This is a genomic window from Peribacillus sp. NPDC055009, from assembly GCF_053608705.1.
In genome coordinates this window covers 629,602-647,200 of sequence record NZ_JBSGVZ010000001.1, presented here as the reverse complement: position 1 = coordinate 647,200, position 17,599 = coordinate 629,602, and the positions used below count along the sequence as shown (strand labels likewise).

General features: G+C 42.5%; 15 protein-coding genes and 1 other annotated feature. All 15 genes read right to left on the bottom strand.

Annotated elements, in window-relative coordinates; all coding sequences use genetic code 11:
• Positions 1-79: 79 nt before the first annotated feature.
• The 15 genes from lonB to ACWF5P_RS03145 all read right to left on the bottom strand — a co-directional run bounded on the left by lonB (position 80) and on the right by ACWF5P_RS03145 (position 17,567).
• Positions 80-1,750, bottom strand: coding sequence for an ATP-dependent protease LonB (gene lonB, locus ACWF5P_RS03215; protein WP_101222810.1), 1,671 nt, complete (start codon positions 1,748-1,750; stop codon positions 80-82).
• A gap of 402 nt (positions 1,751-2,152) precedes the next feature.
• Positions 2,153-3,421, bottom strand: coding sequence for an ATP-dependent protease ATP-binding subunit ClpX (clpX, locus tag ACWF5P_RS03210; RefSeq protein WP_101222811.1), 1,269 nt, complete (start codon positions 3,419-3,421; stop codon positions 2,153-2,155).
• Positions 3,422-3,854: 433 nt separating this feature from the next.
• Positions 3,855-5,147 (bottom strand): trigger factor, encoded by a 1,293-nt coding sequence (gene tig, locus ACWF5P_RS03205; protein ID WP_101222812.1) that lies wholly within the window; start codon positions 5,145-5,147, stop codon positions 3,855-3,857.
• Between the two features lie 184 nt (positions 5,148-5,331).
• On the bottom strand, positions 5,332-6,366 hold the full coding sequence (locus ACWF5P_RS03200) for a tetratricopeptide repeat protein (protein ID WP_452444584.1): 1,035 nt from the start codon (positions 6,364-6,366) through the stop codon (positions 5,332-5,334).
• Between the two features lie 176 nt (positions 6,367-6,542).
• Positions 6,543-7,142, bottom strand: a complete 600-nt coding sequence (leuD, locus tag ACWF5P_RS03195) for a 3-isopropylmalate dehydratase small subunit (protein WP_101222814.1) — start codon at positions 7,140-7,142, stop codon at positions 6,543-6,545.
• Positions 7,143-7,170: 28 nt separating this feature from the next.
• Positions 7,171-8,580, bottom strand: coding sequence for a 3-isopropylmalate dehydratase large subunit (leuC, locus tag ACWF5P_RS03190; RefSeq protein WP_101222815.1), 1,410 nt, complete (start codon positions 8,578-8,580; stop codon positions 7,171-7,173).
• A gap of 70 nt (positions 8,581-8,650) precedes the next feature.
• Positions 8,651-9,763 carry a 3-isopropylmalate dehydrogenase gene (leuB, locus tag ACWF5P_RS03185; RefSeq protein WP_101222816.1) on the bottom strand — a complete coding sequence of 371 codons (1,113 nt, stop codon included), beginning with the start codon at positions 9,761-9,763 and terminating at the stop codon, positions 8,651-8,653.
• Positions 9,764-9,778: 15 nt separating this feature from the next.
• Positions 9,779-11,314, bottom strand: coding sequence for a 2-isopropylmalate synthase (locus tag ACWF5P_RS03180; protein WP_452444583.1), 1,536 nt, complete (start codon positions 11,312-11,314; stop codon positions 9,779-9,781).
• Positions 11,301-12,329 carry a ketol-acid reductoisomerase gene (gene ilvC / locus ACWF5P_RS03175; protein ID WP_101222818.1) on the bottom strand — a complete coding sequence of 343 codons (1,029 nt, stop codon included), beginning with the start codon at positions 12,327-12,329 and terminating at the stop codon, positions 11,301-11,303. The genes ACWF5P_RS03180 and ilvC overlap by 14 nt, the downstream gene beginning before the upstream one ends.
• 70 nt (positions 12,330-12,399) lie before the next feature.
• Positions 12,400-12,912 carry an acetolactate synthase small subunit gene (gene ilvN / locus ACWF5P_RS03170; protein ID WP_101222819.1) on the bottom strand — a complete coding sequence of 171 codons (513 nt, stop codon included), beginning with the start codon at positions 12,910-12,912 and terminating at the stop codon, positions 12,400-12,402.
• A 3-nt stretch (positions 12,913-12,915) separates the two neighbouring features.
• Positions 12,916-14,631, bottom strand: a complete 1,716-nt coding sequence (gene ilvB / locus ACWF5P_RS03165; RefSeq protein ID WP_434167505.1) for an acetolactate synthase large subunit — start codon at positions 14,629-14,631, stop codon at positions 12,916-12,918.
• Between the two features lie 115 nt (positions 14,632-14,746).
• Positions 14,747-15,005 (bottom strand) — a binding site (T-box leader).
• 309 nt (positions 15,006-15,314) lie between these two features.
• Entirely contained in the window at positions 15,315-15,815 is a 501-nt protein-coding gene (locus ACWF5P_RS03160; RefSeq protein WP_101222822.1) for a M15 family metallopeptidase, read from the bottom strand.
• Positions 15,816-15,972: 157 nt separating this feature from the next.
• Entirely contained in the window at positions 15,973-16,248 is a 276-nt protein-coding gene (locus ACWF5P_RS03155) for a GNAT family N-acetyltransferase (RefSeq protein WP_101222823.1), read from the bottom strand.
• Positions 16,249-17,078: 830 nt separating this feature from the next.
• Positions 17,079-17,297, bottom strand: coding sequence for a hypothetical protein (locus ACWF5P_RS03150; RefSeq protein WP_434167506.1), 219 nt, complete (start codon positions 17,295-17,297; stop codon positions 17,079-17,081).
• Between the two features lie 96 nt (positions 17,298-17,393).
• Positions 17,394-17,567, bottom strand: coding sequence for a hypothetical protein (locus tag ACWF5P_RS03145; RefSeq protein WP_170971560.1), 174 nt, complete (start codon positions 17,565-17,567; stop codon positions 17,394-17,396).
• Positions 17,568-17,599 lie beyond the last annotated feature (32 nt).

Below are 17,599 nucleotides of genomic sequence, written 5' to 3'. Positions count from 1 at the left end.
TTTTATACTTCAGGTTTGTCCGGAACGCCAATATGGTCCTTAAAATGCCCCGGTTCTTGTTTTTCCCGGGGCATCTCCTTTATACACTTTCTTTTTTTGATAGGTCCAAGGTTGTGAGGATTTGTTCCGACATCAATTCTTTTTTCAATGCCTGATCCAGCACTTCTTTCACATTTGAAACGGGAATGATTTCTATATCCTTGATTTCAGATAGAAGTGGCTGCATGTTTTCGGCTGGGATGATTACTTTCTTTGCCCCGGCCAGTTTTGCCGCCTTTATTTTCGGAATGACACCGCCGATCGGTTTAACGCCGCCATGAATGCTTATTTCTCCAGTCATTGCCACTGTGTGATCAACAGGGATTTTATAAATGGCCGAGTATATGCCTGTGGCCATTGCAATTCCTGCAGAAGGGCCATCTACTGGACTTCCGCCTGGAAAGTTCACATGGATATCAAATTGACCGGCAGGCACTCCCATCGACCGTAAAACCGTAATGACATTTTCAATTGAACCTTTTGCCATGCTCTTGCGGCGAACCGATTTGCCGCTTCCACCGCCGATACTTTCTTCTTCAACGATACCAGTAATGTTTATCGATCCTTTTTCATCAGTAGCGGCCATGACCGTAACCTCGATTTCCAGCAATGCCCCGCTGTTGGGACCATAAACTGCAAGACCGTTGACAAGACCTATTTTAGAATTCGCTTCTATTTTTCTATCCATTCTTTGTGTCAGCTGACTGCTATGGGCCATCCAATCTATATCTTCTTCTCTGATAAAAGTCCTGTTTTCATTAATTGATATACCAGCAAGAGTCTGAATCATGTTGACAGCTTCCCTGCCATTTCGGGCATAATCCGAGATCGACTGCAAGCCTTTTTCACTGATGGTGATTCCCACTTTATCTGAGGCATTCTTAGCCACGGTGATTATTTCCTCACGGTCAAGTTCACGGAAAAACACTTCTATGCATCTTGAGCGTATCGCAGGCGCGATTTCATTCGGTGTTCTTGTTGTGGCCCCAATCAATCGAAAGTCAGCCGGCAATCCATTTTTAAAAATATCATGGATGTGAGTCGGAATATTTTGATTTTCCTCTTGATAATAAGCACTTTCAAGAAAGACCTTACGATCCTCCAATACCTTTAACAGTTTATTCATCTGTATTGGATGAAGCTCCCCTATTTCATCTATGAACAGTACGCCTCCATGAGCATTGCTGACTGCACCCTGCTTTGGCTGCGGAATGCCTGCCTGTCCCATTGCCCCGGCTCCTTGATAGATTGGATCGTGCACAGAACCAATGAGCGGATCGGCAATCCCCCGTTCATCGAACCTGGCTGTGGTGGCGTCCAATTCAACGAAAACGGCTGAATTCTTAAAAGGGGACTTGCCATTTTTCTTCGCCTCTTCCAAAACAAGTCTGGCAGCTGCCGTTTTCCCTACCCCTGGAGGACCGTAAATTATCACATGCTGGGGATTCGGCCCGCATAAAGCAGCTTTTAAAGATTTAATCCCATCTTCTTGACCGATGATTTCATTAAATGTGCTTGGTCTGACTTTCTCTGCCAACGGCTCTGTTAACGAAATCGATCTCATTTTCCGTAATTGGTCCATCTCCTTACGTGAATCACGGTCAATGGAAACTTTTTGTGTCCGCTGCCCTTTCAATAAGTTCAAAAAATACAATCCAATAATAATCCCAAAAAACAGCTGGATAAACAACGCCAATCCTGTCCAATTCATCGTATTCCCTCCTGCACTCTCCTAGTTTGTCATTTCTGTTAGTATCTCCTTTGGAAGGGCGATATTATCCAAGAAATTCGTGTTGAAAATTTTGGCGTTTTTATCCTAAGTAACAACAAATTGAAAAAAAGACTACCAGGATGAACCGGCAGTCTCAGACTGTAAACAACTCGAAATTAACTGGTTTTACCTACTGTTTTGAGGTTTTAACGTTGATTTCCACTACAGGCACTCGCTTTCCGCGGGCGGTCCGGGAGCCTCCTCGGCGCTCAGCCCCTGCGGGGTCTCCCTTGGACGCGTATTCCCGCAGGAGTCTCGTACCTTACGTTACAATCAACTTTGGTCTATAAACAAAAAGACTGCCAGCATTAACTGGCAGTCTTTCTTTTCCATTCCATATTATCAAGCAGATGTTTTCTTTTCTTGTCCTTTGATGGTTGTACCGTCTTTAAGGACGAGCTTTGGAGATTCATTTTTCGAAATCGTGCTGCCTGTGATTACACATTTTGCTACATCATCACGTGAAGGCAGATCGAACATCACTTCAAGAATGATGCCTTCGATGATGGACCGCAGACCACGTGCACCAGTTTTACGTTCAATTGCCTTTTTAGCAATTTCACTTAGCGCTTCCTGTTCGAATTCCAATTCAACATCGTCTAGTTCAAGCAACTTTTGATATTGTTTAACAAGGGCATTTTTCGGTTTTGTCAGGATTTCAATCAACGCAGCTTCATCCAATTGCTCAAGAGTCGCAATTACCGGAAGACGACCGATGAATTCCGGAATTAATCCGAAACGAAGCAAGTCTTCAGGAAGGACTTTTGAAAGCAATTCTTTTTCTGCAACATCATCCTTTTTCACGTCAGAGCCAAATCCAATGACTTTTTGACCAAGACGGCGTTTGATGATCGGTTCGATGCCATCAAAGGCACCGCCGCAGATGAACAAAATATTGGTCGTATCGATTTGGATGAATTCCTGATGTGGATGTTTACGTCCACCTTGAGGCGGAACGCTTGCAACCGTTCCTTCAAGGATTTTCAATAATGCTTGTTGCACACCCTCACCAGACACATCACGTGTAATAGAAGGATTTTCCGATTTACGGGCAACTTTATCGATTTCATCAATATAAATGATGCCTTTTTCCGCTTTTTCCACATCATAATCAGCGGCTTGGATCAGCTTTAGAAGGATGTTTTCGACATCTTCCCCAACATATCCAGCTTCCGTCAATGAAGTGGCATCAGCAATCGCAAATGGAACATTCAGTAAGCGCGCCAATGTTTGCGCAAGAAGGGTTTTCCCGCTTCCCGTCGGTCCGATCAGGGCGATGTTACTTTTAGAAAGCTCCACATCGTCGACTTTGCTATTGGAATTGATACGTTTATAATGGTTGTAAACAGCGACAGCCAAAGATTTCTTTGCCTGTTCTTGTCCAATAACATATTCGTCAAGAATTTCACGGATTTCCATAGGTTTAGGAACATCCCTGAATTCTACTTCTTCATCAGTGCCCAGCTCTTCTTCGACGATCTCCGTACAAAGTTCTATACACTCGTCACAAATATAGACACCTGGACCAGCAACCAGTTTACGGACTTGTTCTTGTGTTTTACCGCAAAAAGAACATTTTAACTGTCCTTTTTCATCATTAAATTTAAACATGTACGTTCACCCCTTTAAATACTCTTCCAACTCTATTACATAGCGGTACCTAATCGTAATGAAAAAAAACGAGGCACACATCTACTTAAACATTCCAAAATCCCTAGTATGTTTTGCATTTTATCATGTTCTTGGAAGTTTAGTAACAAAAATGCTCACGCGTCCGAGTTGTTAAATAAGTACAATAATCAATCAATATGTATTTGCCCTTTACCAGTATGCCCAAAACTTTGGATTTTTAAAAGCAGGATTTGCTGTATAAATATGTATATGCGGTATTAGAACTAATCTACACTGAAATCCAAAAAAAATCAATCAGGAAATAACCGATATTTGAAATTTACACTAATTCTCAATATGTATAAAACAAGGCACGATTACTCGCGCCTTGTTTTTTTAAAAGGAAATATTTAAATCTACTTATTTATAAAAATTATTTTGCGTCAACTGTTTTGCTGTTTTCTACCAAGAAGTCAATTGCTTTCTTAATTTTAAGATCGCCTTTGATTCCTTCTAAGTTTCCAAGCGCTTGTTTGATCGCATCAACTTCCATATTGTACATAGTAGCCATTTGTGCAAGTTCAGCTTCTACGTCTTCGTCAGTCGCTTCAAGTTTTTCAACTTCAGCGATTGCTTCAAGAGTTAGGCTCGTACGAACTTGTCCTTCAGCTTCTTCTTTCATTTGCGCTTTTAAAGCTTCTTCGTCTTGACCTGAGAATTGGTAGTAAAGTTCCAAATTCAGACCTTGAGATTGAATGCGTTGAGAGAACTCATTCATCATGCGGTCAACTTCATTTGAAATCATCGCTTCAGGAACGTCCATTTCTGCGCCTTCAACAGCTTTACCAATTACAGTGTTTTGAATGAAGTTTTCTTCTTCGTGCTTTTTGTCATGCTCTAATTTATGTTTTGTTTTTTCTTTAAGTTCAGCCAAAGTTTCCACTTCGTCGTCGACATCTTTCGCGAACTCATCATCCAACTCAGGAAGTTGTTTTGTTTTGATTTCGTGAATTTTCACTTTGAATACTGCTGGTTTACCTGCAAGTTCAGCAGCATGGTATTCTTCAGGGAATGTAACTTCGATATCTTTTTCAGCACCAGTTTCAAGACCAACAAGTTGCTCTTCAAATCCTGGAATGAAAGAGTTTGAACCGATTTCCAATGAATGGTTTTCTGAAGCTCCGCCTTCGAATGCTTCACCATCAACGAATCCTTCAAAGTCAAGAACAACTGTATCGCCTTCAGCAACTTGTCCTTCTTCTTTAACGACAAGCTCAGCTTGACGCTCTTGTAAAGTTTTCAATTCGTTTTCAACATCTTCGTCAGTTACTTCAGTATTGAATTTTTCAACTTCAACACCTTTGTAATCTCCCAATTTAACTTCAGGCTTAACTGTTACAGTTGCAGTGAAGATCAGGTTTTCGCCTTTTTCCATTTTCTCGATGTCGATTTCAGGACGATCTACAGGCTGAATTCCAGCTTCTTCGACAGCATTTGCATAAGCATCTGGAAGAATGATATCAAGCGCATCTTGGTAAAGTGATTCTACGCCGAATTTTTTTTCGAACATTTGACGTGGCATTTTACCTTTACGGAAGCCAGGTACATTTACTTGTTTCACTACTTTTTTGAAAGCTGCGTCTAAACCTTCGTTTACTTTTGCAGCGTCAACTTCAATTGTTAGTACGCCTTGATTACCTTCTTGTTTTTCCCATTTTACAGACATGTGTTTCCCTCCAAAAAATCTATATACTTCAATAATAAGCATTGGATGAATATGCTTTGCAAGTGTTAACAAGTCATCCTTCAAATATACCCAAAAAATATTGGGGAAATCGTCAAAATTAGACGAATATACATTACAACCACTACATTATACCACAGGATTAATCTGTTACAACAGCAATAGCTTAAATAATGGGATAAGAAATTTCTTCAATTTCTTTTAAATAGGAAAGAATATCCGCAATGCTTTCCTCATCAGCCTGGTACAGGTCCGCTAAGTCCCTACCGAAAACTTCCCCGGTCATGTATTCTTCCGCCAAGGCATGATAGGCAGCTGCCCATGCAGGCAAGCTTTCAGGTCCGGGTTCAAAAGGGAACAATAAAAAAGAATGACGTTCAATCAAACTATGGACCATTTCAAATAAGCTCGGATTATCCTGACTGATTTCCTCTTCGGTCAGTCCGGTTACCTTCTTATAGAAGTCCGTCTCCTTCAAACTTTTCAATCCCCTTGGTATGACCGACTTCGATTGATTGAATTTCCTCAACGTCACTTCCTCGTTATATTCCTGGTCGATAAGAATGTTAAGGAGCATCGTTTTAAAGAAAGGGTGTCCCTCTTCTTTTTGTAGAAATTTTTCGATTTGAGGGATAAATGGTCGAATATTGATATTCGTTAGTTTTGAAATGACCATTAGCATTTCATTATCCGTTTTCCCTTCAAAAAGTTCATCCTCCTGCAATTCCTCTGAAAGCTGCTGATTTTGCCTTTCCTTCTCCTCTTTTTTATCCTCAAGGGCCCTTTTACTGAACTGAAGCATCTTTTCGAAATGTTCCTCTTTATCAAAAGGAATTTGGCTTTCTTCAAATAGCAGTTCGATCGTCGTGACCATTTCCTGATGCTCGCCTAATTGCAGCAGAACCATCAAATAAATATTGATCAGTTGAAAATAGTCACCGATGCCTTTATTCAGCATCTCTATACACAACTCTTTTGACTCCTTGTAATGCTCAAGTTCGACTAGTGAGACCACTAGTCCCATGCAAACTTCATCATTCTCGGGCTCATACTCCCTAGCTTGGCTGAAAAGCTGTGCAGCCGCTTTAAAGTTTCTGTTTCCAAGCTCATCCAGTCCCTTTGCAATCAGCCTATCACCGAGATTTGGAAAGGCGATAATCTTGGTTTCTTCGGCCTTCTTTTGGTTATTCTCATTATCCATCCTATTTTCCGCCTCACCGTTCGCTTTTTGAGAAACAGTTTAGCATGTAATAGCAGGAAACACAAAATTTATATGGGATGGATGAACACCTTTCTTTCTTTCTTTCCCAGATAAAAAAATCCCGCATCCTTTCTAATCAAGAAAGGAGAACGGGATATGACCTTCTTCTATTAATATTAAATGCTCGAAACAGCCTTTTTTTGAGATTCATAGGCAGAAATCTCTTTATCATATTGAAGCGTTATCGAAATTTCATCCCAGCCTTTGATGAGCATTTCCTTCCAATATGGATGAATTTCAAAGCTTGTTTCAAACCCTTGACCATCATTCAATGTCTGATTGGGGAGGTCGATCGTCAACTCATAGTCAGGTGCCGACACTCTCTCCATTAAATAGTTTACTTCAGCCTGGGTTAAAGCGATGGGGACCATCCCATTTTTCATGCAATTACTTTTAAAGATATCAGCATAAGATGGAGCGATGATGATATCGAATCCATAGTCTTTCAATGACCAAGGGGCATGCTCACGCGAAGAACCGCAGCCAAAATTTTCTCCTGCTATTAAAATGGACGTGTTTTGATTATGAGGCTGATTCAATTCAAAATCAGGACGCTTCTGTCCATTTTCATCAAAACGCCAGTTATAGAATAAAAATTCGCCAAATCCGCTTCGCTCAATCCGTTTTAAAAATTGCTTTGGAATGATTTGGTCCGTATCCACGTTTTTACGGTCAAGTGCCGCCGCTCTTCCTTTATATATAGTAATGGGTTCCATTCTATGCACCTCCGGTTAATTCGTATTCTTAATGGACTTGTTCAGTTCTTTTCAAATTCCTAATATCGACAAATTTCCCATGAATGGCGGCCGCGGCAGCCATAGCCGGACTAACCAGGTGCGTTCTTGCTCCAGCGCCTTGCCTGCCTTCGAAGTTCCGATTACTTGTGGAGGCACAATGCTCACCGGACGGAACCACGTCAGGATTCATGCTCAGGCACATGCTGCAGCCCGATTCACGCCATTCGAAGCCCGCAGATTTGAAGATTTCATCCAACCCTTCATCTTCCGCTTGCCTTTTGACGCTTTGTGAACCGGGAACGACCATCGCCCGAACTCCTTTTTGAACAGTTTGGCCTTCGATCATTTCTGCAGCTTGCCGTAAGTCCTCAATGCGCGAATTGGTACACGATCCTATGAAAACATGTTGTACGGGAATTTCCGTGATCGGCATGCCTTCCTTAAGACCCATATACTCAATGGCTCGATTCAGTTCCTTGGGATCCATGATATCTTCCGCGAAGGTAGGCACTTTACCGTCCACGCCACTAGCCATTCCAGGATTCGTCCCCCAGCTCACCATCGGTGGAATCAAACTGCCATCAAGAATGATTTCTTGGTCATAAACAGCATCCTCATCACTGGAAAGTGACTTCCAGTCCTGAACACATCGTTCGAACTCTTCTCCTTTCGGCAAATATTTACGACCTTTCAAATAAGAGAACGTGGTTTCATCGGGAGCTACCAGCCCCGCTCTTGCCCCGCCTTCGATCGACATATTGCAAACCGTCATTCTCTCTTCCATCGACATATCCCGGAAAACTTCCCCACAATACTCAATGATATGTCCAGTACCGAAATTGACGCCGAATTTAGAAATCACATATAAAATGACATCTTTCGCCATCACACCATGACCAAGCTTGCCATTAACCTCAAGCTTTAATGTTTTCGGTTTAGTTTGCCATAGGGTTTGTGTAGCCAAAACATGCTCGACCTCACTCGTACCGATTCCAAATGCAATCGAGCCAAACGCACCATGTGTGGAAGTATGACTGTCTCCGCAGACAATCGTCATTCCTGGCTGTGTAAGCCCTAATTCCGGCCCGATAACGTGAACGATACCTTGATCCGGGCTGTCTAAATCAGCAAGGCGGATGCCGAACTCCTTACAGTTTTGCTCAAGCGCCTCTAGTTGTTTCCTTGCAATATCATCCTCGATGAAATAGCGGTTAACGGTTGGCACATTATGATCCATTGTCGCGAAAGTACGGTCGGGTCTTCTGACTGTGCGTCCTTTTAATCTCAATCCTTCAAATGCTTGCGGAGAGGTCACTTCATGAATATATTGAAGGTCTATATAAATTAAATCCGGTTTATTCTCCTCTTCATTTACAATATGGCGATCCCATATTTTCTCTATTATCGACTTTCCCATCACTATCCCACCTCGATCAATCTTGTATTTTTTTAAAAAACACGGCCTATTGTTAGGCCGTGAAAGAAGTTTATGCGTAAGCTCCCATGATATTGGAAATGGCTTCCTGGTCTAAAAGATTTGCTTTTATTTCTGCGATCATCTCTGAAGTGGATGTAATATTTGGTTGGCCATTTGCGATGTCGCCTGTTCTTAAGCCATATTCAAGGACCGTTTCCACAGCCTGCTCAACGGCTTTCGCCTCATCTTCCAAACCAAAGGATAGACGCAGCATGGAAGCTGCTGATAAAATCGTCCCAATCGGATTAGCCAGGTTTTTGCCTGCGATATCCGGGGCGGAGCCATGAATCGGTTCATATAGATTAGGCCCATTTGTTGATATTGAGGCGGAAGGAAGCATTCCAAGCGAGCCAGTCAATACCGACGCTTCATCGCTTAAAATATCACCGAACATATTCTCCGTCACGATAATATCAAATTGTTTCGGGTTTTTGATCAATTGCATGGCCGCATTATCAACAAGCATATGTTCAAGGATTACATCCGGATAGTCCTTGGCAATTTCTTCAGCTGTCTCACGCCACATCCTGCTTGATTCAAGAACATTCGCTTTATCCACGGATGTTACTTTTTTCTTGCGATCCGATGCTAATGCAAAAGCAAGTTCAATGATGCGCTTCATTTCGCTTTTCTGATAGAAAAGTGTATCGACGACCGCCTCTTGCCCTTCTTTTTCCATGCGCTCACTTGGCTTTCCGAAATAAAGGCCGCCTGTTAGTTCCCTGACAATCACGAAATCCACATCTTCAATGAATTCCTTTTTAAGAGGAGAAGATTCCGACAAGCTGGAATAATAGCTGATTGGACGGATGTTAGCATAAAGATTCAAATCTTTGCGGATTTTCAACAAACCTCGTTCCGGTCTTAGGTGCGCAGGCTGGTCATCCCACTTAGGTCCTCCAACGGCCCCTAATAATACCGCATCGCTGTTTTTACAAATCTCCACTGTTTCATCCGGCAGGGGTGCACCTGTGTTATCGATGGCCCCGCCGCCAATCTCACCATATTGAAATTCAAAATCGTGTCCATATCTTTGGGCAACGGCTTCGAGGATTTCTACAGCGCCTCTTGTTACTTCTTTCCCGATGCCATCTCCTTGAAGCACCGCAATATTCCTTTTCATCGAAATCTCCCCTTCCTATTGTAATACTGCTTTTTCTTCCAGTTCCTTCATGATGATCACTCGGTTCACAGCGTTCAAATACGCTTTGGCGGATGCTTCCAAGACGTCCTGATCAAGACCCCTGCCGCTTGTTTCCACACCGTTATAATCAATTTTTACAAAAACCTGAGCAAGGGCATCCATTCCGCCGCCCACCGATTGAATTCGATAGTCCAGCAAGCTGATCTCGCTGCCCAAACATCTTTCAAGCGTGTTATATAAGGCTTCTACACTTCCTGCACCTGTAGCCGCTTCCTGAATCTCTTCATTATCGCCTTTTTTCAGCGTGACCGTTGCTGTCGCCGTCTGATGGGTACCATGGGAAATCTGTAAGGAAATCATGTCATAAAAACTGATATCCGTCGCTTTCTCTTCAAGCACCAGCGCAACGATATCTTCATCCGTCATGTTCTTTTTATTATCGGCCAATTCCTTGAACTGAATGAATAATGAGTTCATTTCCTCATCCGTTACCGTAAAATTCAACTCTTGTAATCTTTCTTTGAAAGCATGGCGTCCTGAATGCTTTCCTAAAACTAACGAATTGGACGAAACCCCGACAAGTTCTGGTGAAATGATTTCGTATGTCGTTTTTTCTTTTAACACGCCATCCTGGTGAATGCCAGATTCATGTGCGTATGCATTGGCACCAATAATGGCTTTATTAGCAGGTACTTGCATTCCCGTAAGGCGGCTGACCAAATCACTGGTCCTTTTTATTTCATTCAATACAAGACCCGTTTCCGCTTGATAGAAATCTTTACGGATGTAGAGTGCCATGGCCACTTCTTCAAGGGCCACGTTTCCGGCACGTTCCCCAATTCCGTTGATTGTGCCTTCGACTTGCGTAGCTCCGCCTTCGATGGCAGCCAATGAATTGGCCGTCGCCATTCCAAGATCGTCATGGCAGTGTGCGGATAAACTAACTTTATCAATAGAAGGAACATGTTCACGAAGGTATCTGAAAATGTTTCCGTACTCGATTGGAGCTGCATATCCAACAGTATCCGGGATGTTAATGACCTTGGCACCAGCCTGAATGACCGCTTCAACGATTTCAGCCAAATAGTCAAGTTCTGTACGGCTTGCATCTTCTGCAGACCATTGTACGATCGGAAAACGCGCTGCCCCGTACTTGACCATATCAACTGCCTTTTCAATCACTTGCTGCTTCGTCATTTTCAACTTATATTCACGATGAATGGGCGAAGTGGCGATGAAAGTATGCAACCTTGGTTCTTCCCCGCCCCTTAATGAATCCCAAGCTGCATCGATATCTTCTTTTACAGCGCGCGCCAGCCCTGTGACAGAGCTGTTTTTGATTTTGCGCGCGATTTCCTGTACGGAGTTGAAATCCCCTTTGGATGCTGCCGGAAAACCGGCTTCGATAATATCAACACCCAATCTTTCAAGCTGATAAGCAATTTCAAGTTTTTCGGTAAAATTCAAATTTACACCGGCTGATTGCTCCCCATCTCGAAGTGTAGTTTCAAATATATTAATTTTTCGCAACGGCTACCACTTCTTTCTCTTTTTGTTGAGGTTTTACGAATGGCATCATTTTTCTTAATTCACGGCCAACCACTTCGATTTGATGTTGGTTTTCACGATTATTGATAGCATTGAAGACTGGACGATTCGCTTGGTTTTCCAAGATCCATCCTTTAGCGAACTCACCGTCTTGGATGTCTTTCAAGATCGCTTTCATTGCCTCTTTCGTAGTTTCCGTCACAACGCGTGGTCCAGAAACGAAATCTCCCCATTGAGCTGTGTCAGAAATGGAATAGCGCATGTTTTCCATACCGCCTTCATACATAAGGTCGATGATTAATTTAAGTTCATGCAAACACTCGAAATATGCTACTTCCGGTTGGTATCCAGCTTCTGTCAATGTTTCGAATCCAGCTTTCACAAGGGCAGTCAATCCGCCGCAAAGTACGGCCTGTTCTCCAAATAGATCCGTTTCCGTTTCTTCTTGGAATGTAGTTTCCAAACCGCCAGCTCTTAAAGAGCCGATTCCCCGAGCGTACGCAAGGGCCAAATCTTTTGCTTCACCCGTAACATTCTGATAGATGGCGAATAATGCTGGCACCCCTGCGCCTTGTTCATATGTACGGCGAACAAGATGTCCCGGACCTTTTGGAGCGACTAATAGTACATCTACGTCTGCCGGAGGAACGATTTGATTGAAATGGACGTTGAATCCGTGTGCGAACATTAACGCTTGACCTGCGCGCAATACCGGCTTGATTTCTTCTTGGTATACTTTCGGCTGAGTTTCATCCGGTAATAGGTTCATGATCACGTCTGCCTGTTCAGCTGCCTCTTTCACCGTGTAAACATTGAAGCCGTCTTCCACCGCTTTATCGAAGGATTTACCTTTCCTGATTCCGATGATTACATCTACACCGCTGTCACGTAGGTTTTGTGCATGTGCGTGTCCTTGTGAACCATATCCGATTACCGCTACCTTTTTATTGTTGAAGAAATTCTCGTTTGCTTCTGCGTTATAATATACTTTTGCCATAATAATTACATCTCCCTTTTCATCATTGTTTTTTGTTTTGGTTTGTTTTGGTTTGTTTTGGTTTTTATTTTTATACGATTGTCGCACTCTTAGCGTGTGCAATTTGCATTCCACGCGGGATGGCGGCTGTCCCTGTCCTTGCCAATTCCTTGATGCCATATGGCTTGATCAGTTCAATGAAGGCTTCGATTTTATCCGATTCCCCTGTGATTTGAACTGTCAGGCTATCTTTACTGACATCAATAACTGAAGCTCGGAAGGGTTCGATGACTGAATAAATCTCAGCTCGGGTTTGTGTAGTCACCAATATTTTAATGAGTGCAAGTTCCCTCGCCACAATCGATTGATTCGTAATATCATATACTTTCAAAACATCGATCTGCTTATTCAATTGCTTGGTGATCTGTTCAATGACAGCTTCGTCATCAACATCGACCACGAAGGTCATCCTTGAAATGCCATCCTGTTCGGAAGGTCCGACAGTCATGCCTTCAATGTTATAATTTCTTTTCGTGAACAGGTTCGTAATCCGATTCAGGACGCCTGGCCTGTTGTTCACGGTGAGGCTAAGAATTCCCTTCATTGATTAAACTCCTTCCATTTCATCAAGCCCTTTTCCTTGTGCTACCATCGGAAAGACATTTTCATTTTGTTTTACCCGGAAATCAATCAACACTGGACCATCAGTCTTTAACGCTACATCCAGGCAGTTGCTTGCTTCTTCCTCCGTCGTCACTTTGTACCCCGGAATTCCATAAGCATCAGCCAATTTCACGAAGTCCGGATGCGATTGAAAAATACTGTGCGAGAAACGTTTTTCATGAAATAGTTCCTGCCACTGTCTTACCATACCTAGTGCCCCGTTGTTGACGATGATGATTTTGATTGGCAGATTCATTTCGGCAATGACTGAAAGTTCCTGCAGGCACATCTGGAATCCACCATCCCCAGATATGGAAAGCACCGTCGCTTTCGGATTCGCCAGTTGCGCTCCGAGAGCCGATGGTAAGCCAAAGCCCATCGTTCCCAATCCACCGGAAGTGACCCATGAATTCGGTTTGTTAAATGGATAGTATTGCGCTGCCCACATTTGATGCTGTCCAACATCCGTCGTAACGATGGCTTCCCCATTCGTTTTTTCGTGAAGCATCTGGATGACCCGCTGAGGTTTCAATACGCCTTCTTCATGGGTATAACGCAATGGGAACTCTTCATTCCATGCAGTAAGCTGTGTTGTCCATTCATCAATTTCCGGTTTCTTGCCATTTTGCGCAATCAACTCTGCCAGTGCTTCCTTGGCACTTCCGACAACCGGAATTTTTGTCGGCACATTTTTACCGATTTCCGCTGGATCAATATCGATATGGGCCACCGTTGCATGCTGTGCGAATTTCGCTAGGTTCCCAGTCAATCGATCATCGAACCTGGCACCGATATTGATTAATAGATCACATTTCGCTAACGCCATGTTTGCTGCATAGCAGCCATGCATACCACCCATACCGATAAAGAGAGGATGTTCCGCCGGAAAGCCCCCAAGACCCAATAAAGTGTGGACGACGGGAATGCCTTGCTGCTCGACATATTCCTTTAATAGATGGGAGGCCTTTGCATGCAGGACACCTGCCCCTGCAAGAATGACCGGTCTTTTCGCCCCGCTTACTGCTTCAACAAGCTTTCTGATCTGTAAGTAATTCGGCTTGGTCGTCGGCTGATAGCCCGGGAGATTCATCTCTGGCTCCTCTTCAGTCGATACACCTTCTATAATGGCCATGTCCTTAGGTATATCGATTAATACTGGACCGGGCCGGCCGCTTGAAGCGATATAAAAAGCTTCTTTTATAATGCGTGGAAGGTCTTCCGGCCTCCTTACCTGATAGTTATGTTTTGTGATCGGGGTAGTAATCCCCAGTACATCAGCCTCCTGGAAAGCATCCGAGCCAATTACACTGGTAGCTACCTGACCCGAAATTACCACAAGCGGTAAAGAATCAATCATTGCATCGGCCAAACCGGTGACAATGTTCGTTGCCCCTGGACCGGATGTAACTATGACAACTCCCGGCTTGCCGGTAATCCTGGCGTATCCTTCCGCTGCATGAATCGCACCTTGTTCGTGCCTTGTCAAAATATGAAAAAGTTCTGAACTGTAAAGCTTGTCATAAATCGGCAATACAGAACCTCCCGGATAACCAAAGATGACTTCAACATTTTCCTTTTTCAATGCATTCAGCAGAAATTCAGCACCAGTATAATGTGTCTTTCCACTTTTCCGATCAGCAACAACTGACTTTTGTGTCATTTCGTAAAAAACCTCCTTCGCTTTTCTATTGAATATTTCTTAACATTCAGAATTTTCAGCTTTTTATGCATACAAAAAAGCCTTTTCACCCCAAATGTACTTGCACTCGGCAAGTTAAAGGGGTGAAAAGGCTTGATGAGCCACTCCACGGTACCACCCTTTTTCGCATGAAACTCCATGCGCACTTTGAATAGCCTACACTATTCTCTGTTTTGGTAACGGGTACTGGTACGCACCCGTTCAGCCCTACTAGTCTGACGTTCAAGCTGAAACTCCAAGGTGAGTTCATCTTTCGGGACAATACCGGCTCTCAGCTACCCGGCTCTCTGTGACTGCCTTTTTAAAAGACTACTTATCCTCTTCAATGCTTTTCGCATTATTCATATTTTTTGAAACGCTTATGTTTGATGTCTTGTATTTGTGATTATCTTACGTGTATTTCAGGTAGTAGTCAACAGGTTTTTTGAAATTTTTTGATAATTCTAAATTGAAAGATTTGTTGTATCCGCTTACATACCTATCATGACCACATTCTATAAAAAAAGTTTTTTCAATATTTAATTTTTAAAAACGTCAGATATCCCATTAAAATTATTAAAATGATAACAAAACTTCTCCACTGAAATATCCTCGCACTACGCACATGATGCCAGTCACTAGTATTAGTATTCTCAAACAGCGGATCATCCATTTTCCCTTTCACTGTTCGCTGACGCCACTCTTGATATAAGATTCGGCCTCAATCCCTTTTGAAGATCTCTAGTGGATAAACCGCCTGACATTCCAAGATGAGGAAAATCACGGAACAATTCAAAATCCCCTCCCCAAACAAATCCCAGGGATTTTGCTATGGCCGCTACCCTTGTCCACTTTTCGCCCTCTGTCCACAATGTCCGCTTGCCGTCATCACTAACAATGACAAAATCTACAGCAAGTCCATAGTTATGCAAGGACTGGCCAGCTCTGGCATAAGTCACGATAGGCATTGATTTATTCGTTCTGCCCCGTTCATACAATTCATTTTGTTCTGGGAAACTTCGATAACCAGCTGTTATTTGAACAAATATCCCCGCTTCATAAGCTAATTTAACCACTTCGAGTATCGTCTCGTTCACGACCGGATCCATACCGCCTCCCATATTTTCCTTTGCGCGATTCAATAGGGTTTGTAATTTGATGGCCATCCTAGCACCTCCCCTATATTAAATGCGAACAACACTGTAGGCGGAAAGGCGTTTAATATTTTTTTCTTGGGGAATTGATGGTGTGAAGATTATCTAAAAAAATGACAATGGGCTGAACACAGGTGATATTAATCATCCCCTGGTCCAGCCCTCTAGTTCATTTAGCCAATACATCCTCGTATTCTTCATTTTTTTCAAATTGTTTTTGAACGAACGAACATACCGGAACAATTTTCAGTTTTTCCTCCCTTGCGAATCCTATTACCTTTTCAACAAGGGCATTTCCTACCTTTTGTCCGCGCAGCTTGTCAGAAACAACGGTATGATCGACCGTGATTTCATCATCACCTGATTTAAAGAATGTAATTTCCGCTAATTTCTCACCAGATTCTTCGACAAAAAAAGAACTTTCACCTTTTCTAATATCAACCATGTTAATGACCTCCTTTTAGTTCCTCTTTATCATATCTCACAAAATGGAAATTAAACAAATATTTAAAATGCGATTGAAATTGAATAAAGTAAAGTACTTTCAAAAGTTTTAATGCTAGCATTGCCCATGTGAAGTTTATTCACAAACTGATGGTGGCTAATATATATTTTTTCAAGAAAGGCAAAACTTGACCGATTTTTCCTTACCGCTTATATGCCCTTCCGGTACTTCAAATTTCACCATGGCTACGTGCACAACACTGTATTTAATGTAATAAAAAGGTTTTAATTATTCCAGTTTGTCGACAATAGGGTTCAGAAAATTTATCTTTCATCAAATGATGCACCCGAATCAACGGACACAAAGTAGCCATACCTTCAAGACCTTTATGATTTCCATCTGAATTTTATTACGAAGTTGATTGTAGAGGAAGGTGCGAGACTCCTGCGGGAAAAGCGAGTCTAGAGGAGAACCCCACAGGCTCAAGCCGAGGAAGCTCAAGCTCCCGAGCCGCCCGCGGAAAGCGAGTGCCTGGATCGGAAATCAACGTCCAAATTGTAAACACCATAAAATTACTGCAGGCAACAGGTTTTCTTCGGATTTTCTACAGTCTGAATAATTCTTCATAACCTGAAATACAGTGTTTTTCAAGCTTTCGTTTTTTGATTGCATTTAATCAATGGAAGAAATCATCCCGTAACGATGTAAGAATAAGTATATAATAGTAGAAATGGAAAAAACTGCCCTTTAAATGTTAGGACAGTTTTACACTTTTATGAAAACAAAATATAAAATGATCATCGATAACAATATGACCATAAAAACAGCGATTAGAATAACGTCGCACTCGAGGGCTCGAATGTCCCTTCATTGATTTGCCGCTTCTTCTGAAGATAACCGAACTTCGCCAGCCCTGCAATCACAAGGCCCAATGCACATGTAAACATCCCCTGCACGATACTGATCAGGTCAATCCGGGGATCCCGATGCACACCAAACGTAAAATGTAGGCTAGTCGCAAGAAAACCAACCCCCACTATCGCAATCACCGTTCTTACCCAGGCTAAAAGGTACGTTCATTAGCCAGATGCTGCTGGGCATATTTCAATTGGTTTTTCTCCATGTCATCACCTTAATAAAATCAGTCATCTTTTCAGGAGTGAAAAGGCCCTGAACATAGACCCGACAAACATAAGCCCTGCACCGCCGAGCAATAAATATATACATAGAGTTTTATCAATAACATTCAAAGGATAAAGTAAGGCCCCCAGCGCTATGATTGCTCCTATCCCCGTTATGGTCCATCCTATTTTTTTCATTCGCAACTCCTAAAATAAATTATTTAGTGAAG